4 protein-coding genes are annotated in these 3,571 nt (G+C 71.6%); 2 read left to right on the top strand and 2 right to left on the bottom strand.

What is annotated here, in order from left to right:
* Positions 1–723, bottom strand: a 723-nt coding sequence (locus ACFFNX_RS45190) for an amidohydrolase (RefSeq protein WP_378212463.1), incomplete at its 3' end; no start/stop codon positions are given.
* A gap of 183 nt (positions 724–906) precedes the next feature.
* Between ACFFNX_RS45190 and ACFFNX_RS45185 the strand changes: the two genes are divergently transcribed.
* The gene (locus ACFFNX_RS45185) at positions 907–2,451 is read left to right on the top strand and encodes a DHA2 family efflux MFS transporter permease subunit (protein ID WP_378212461.1); all 1,545 of its coding nucleotides are present in this window, start codon (positions 907–909) and stop codon (positions 2,449–2,451) included.
* Positions 2,452–2,575: 124 nt separating this feature from the next.
* On the opposite strand, the gene ACFFNX_RS45180 is transcribed toward ACFFNX_RS45185, so the two are convergent.
* Complete coding sequence (locus tag ACFFNX_RS45180) at positions 2,576–3,166, bottom strand: helix-turn-helix domain-containing protein (protein ID WP_378212459.1); 591 nt, start codon at positions 3,164–3,166, stop codon at positions 2,576–2,578.
* 106 nt (positions 3,167–3,272) lie between these two features.
* On the opposite strand from ACFFNX_RS45180, the gene ACFFNX_RS45175 reads away from it, so the two are divergent.
* A partial coding sequence (locus tag ACFFNX_RS45175; protein ID WP_378212458.1) for an FAD-dependent oxidoreductase occupies positions 3,273–3,571 on the top strand: 299 nt, incomplete at its 3' end.

Raw genomic sequence — 3,571 nt, 5'->3', positions numbered from 1 at the left:
GGCGTACGCGGCCGCGCCGTCGGCGGTCAGCGGGTTCTCCCCGACGATCGCGTCCTGCCAGGCGGTGATCCCGTACGAGTGGAGGAGCGCCTGCGCCCGGAGCAGCGCGTCCAGCTGTTCCTCGGCGGTGGCGGCGGGCACGAGGTCGCCGACCAGGCGCATCGCGCCCTCCTGGAGCGTTCCGGACGGGCCGCCGCCGGGGTCGCGCTCGATGCGCCCGTCCGCCGGGTCGGCGGTGGCGGCGGTGATCCCGGCGAGTTCCAGGGCGCGGGTGTTGACCCAGGCGCCGTGGTGGTCGCGGTTGGCGAGGTAGACGGGCCGGTCCGGGACCACCGCGTCGAGTTCCGCACGGGTCGGCGTGCCGCCGGGAAAGGTCTCCAGCGACCATCCGCCGCCGGTGATCCACGACACATCCGGGTGGGCGTCGGCGTACGCGCGGATCCGCCGCCGGTACTCCTCCAGCGTCACCGCGCCGCCGAGGTCGCACCGGCCCATTTCGATGCCGCCGCCGACCGGATGCACGTGCGCGTCCTGGAACCCCGGCACGAGCAGCCGCCCGGCCAGGTCGACCACCTCGGTACGCGGCCCGGCCAGGTCGAGCACCTCGTCGTGGCCGACCGCGACGATCCGCTCCCCGCGTACGGCGACGGCCGTGGCTCGGCTGCGCGCGGCGTCGGCGGTGTGCACCGGACCGCCGGTGAATACCAGGTCGGGGGGCTCCACTGGCGGTACTCCTTAACTGTCGGCGAACAGGGGTGTGCCGAGCGTCGCGGAACGGCAATTCTTCACAGGGGGTACCGATCGGCGCGGCTTATTCGTTTGCCAAAATGTCAGTGCGCCCCGCCATCATGTTGCCGCACCATCCCAAGACGACGGCCCCCGCGCATTGACGATTGGAACCCTTCATTGAGCACCCTGTCCTCTCCTGAGGTCGCCAACGACCCACCCGAGGCGTCCGGCGCGTCGGGCAAGCTCGACCGGGGCGTGCTCGCCGTGGCCATGGTCGTCGTTCTCGGCGCGGTCATGTCGATCCTCGACGTCACGGTCGTCAACGTCGCGATCAACCACCTTGCCAGTGAGTTCAACTCGCCGCTGTCCACGATCCAGTGGGTGGCCACCGGTTACACCCTGGCGCTGGCCACGGTCATTCCGCTCACCGGTTGGGCGTGCGCCCGGTTCGGCACCAAACGCCTCTACATGATCTCGATCGCGCTCTTCGTGACGGGGTCGGCGCTGGCCGGAATGGCATGGTCGGCCGAGTCACTGATCGCCTTCCGGGTGCTTCAGGGGCTGGGCGGCGGCATGATCATGCCGGCCGGTATGACGATCCTCACCCAGGCCGCCGGCCCGAAGCGCGTCGGCCAGGTGATGAGCATCGTCGGCGTCCCGATGCTGCTCGGCCCGATCTGCGGCCCCATCCTGGGCGGCTACCTGGTCGACGACGTGTCCTGGCGCTGGATCTTCTTCATCAACCTGCCGATCGGCCTCGTGGCGCTGTTCCTGGCCGCCCGCATCCTCAAGCGCGACACCCCGAGGCCGGGCGAGCGCCTCGACCTGCTCGGCCTCGTGCTGCTGTCACCGGGCCTGGCCTCGCTCATCTACGGCCTGGCCACGGGCGCGCAGAAGAGCGACTTCGGCTCGGGCGAGGTTCTCATCACCACGATCGCGGGTGCGGTGCTGGTGATCCTGTTCGCGGTCCGCGCGCTGACGGCGGGCAACCCGCTGATCGACCTGCGCCTGCTCAAGCGGCGTTCGGTCGCCGCGGCGGCGGGCACGATGGTGCTGTTCATGTGCGCGTTCATGGGCGCCATGTTGCTGCTGCCGCTCTACTACCAGGTCGTACGGCAGGAGAGCGCCTTCGCCTCCGGCCTGCTGCTCGCCCCGCAGGGCATCGGCGCGATGGTGACGATGCCGATCGGCGGCAAGCTCACCGACCGCATGGGTCCGGGTCGCGTGGTGCTGATCGGCCTGGTCGTGGTGGTGGCGTCGGTGGCGGGCTTCACGAGCCTGCTGCAGGCCGACACGTCGTACTGGTCGCTGGGCGCGGTGCTGTTCGTGATGGGCCTGGGCATGGGCCTGACGATGATGCCCACCATGGCGGCCGCGATCCAGACCCTGGGCCACGACGAGGTGCCGCGCGCCAGCACGATGCTGAACATCATCCAGCAGGTGTCGTCCTCCATCGGCACGGCCATGATGTCGGTCCTGCTGGCCAACAACCTGACCGACAAGCTCGGCGGCGCCACGGGCGGCGGCGGCCTGTCCGCCGCCCAGAAGGTCCCCGCGGCGATCATGCACAAGATCGCCGGTCCGATGGCGGACGCGTTCCAGAACACCTACTGGTGGTCGGTCGGCCTGCTGGCCCTGGCCTTCCTGCCGGCCCTGCTCCTGCCGCGTCACCGCCCGGACCCGGTGGACGCCGACGGCCCGGCCGCGATGCCGATGCACTGACGTCCTACGGCGCGAGCCGCATCGCGACGGCCCGGCCCGGGGCTCCCCCGGCCGGGCCGTCGTCGTTCGTGCCGACAACGGTTGATCCACCCGGGCGCGAGCGTCGTGCTCGAACCCGGTGGGCTCAGCCGGCGACGTGCGGCCGGGGAGCGTCGCCCACCCGGTCTCCGGCCGTGTGGTGCAGGAGGAGCACCGAGCGCACGGGCCCCTCGACCGCGACGTAGGTGTGGGAGAGACGGGCGTCGAAGCCCACATAGTCTCCGGGCCCCAGCTCCACCTCGTGGTCGCCGACCCGCACGCGAAGACGGCCGGCCTGGACGACCGCGTGTTCGGTGCCCGCGTGGCCGGGGGACTCCTGCCGGGACCGTACCTGCTGGTCGTACACCTCGACGACCGTGTCGCCCGTCGCGATGCCGCGCAGCGCCCGCAGGTCCACGCCGTCGCCGCGCAGGACCTCCACGTCGGCCGCGCGCACCACGGTCAGGCCGCCGCCGTGCGGCTGGTCCAGCAGGGACGAGATCGGGACCTCGAGCGCGCGCGACAGGCTGAACACCGTCTCGATCGTCGGGTTGCCCGCGCCGGACTCCAGCTGCGAGAGCGTCGCTTTGCCGATCTTCGACAGCCGGGAGAGCCCGGACAGTGACAGGTTCCGCGCGGTACGGACCCGACGCAGGTTGGCGGCGAGCACGTCGCGCACCGACTCGTCCGCCTCCATCGGCACCCCTCTCGTTCGGTTCACCGAACAATAGCGCCGTCAGGAGCGTTGACATGACCGGAAAAGCCGCCATAGCGTTCGGATCATCGAACGGACAGAGGCGATCGTGATCGGCGCGGGGATCATCGGCACCGCGTGCGCCCGTGAGCTGGCTCTCGCCGGTGTCCGTGTGACCCTCGTCGACCGTGCCGGCGCGGCCGGGGGGACCACCGCGCACGGCGAGGGCAACGTCCTCGTCTCCGACAAGGGCCCCGGTGCCGAGCTCCGGCTGGCCCTGTTCTCCCGGCGGCTGTGGCCCGAGGTGGCCGGCGACGGCACCGAGTGGCAGGCCAAGGGCGGCATCGTCGTGGCCACCACCGGCGAGGGCGCCCGCGCGCTCACCGCGTTCGCCGCCGCGCAGCGGGC

This window comes from Actinoallomurus acaciae, assembly GCF_042429965.1.
Classification (GTDB): domain Bacteria; phylum Actinomycetota; class Actinomycetes; order Streptosporangiales; family Streptosporangiaceae; genus Actinoallomurus; species Actinoallomurus acaciae.
Note: the sequence above shows the minus strand (reverse complement) of the source record. Positions and strands in the feature narration are given on the sequence as shown.

Bases quoted from the DNA above. Each gene is read 5' to 3' on its own strand.
- ACFFNX_RS45180 (WP_378212459.1), bottom strand. From the start codon at position 3,166: ATGGAGGCGGACGAGTCGGTGCGCGACGTGCTCGCCGCCAACCTGCGT.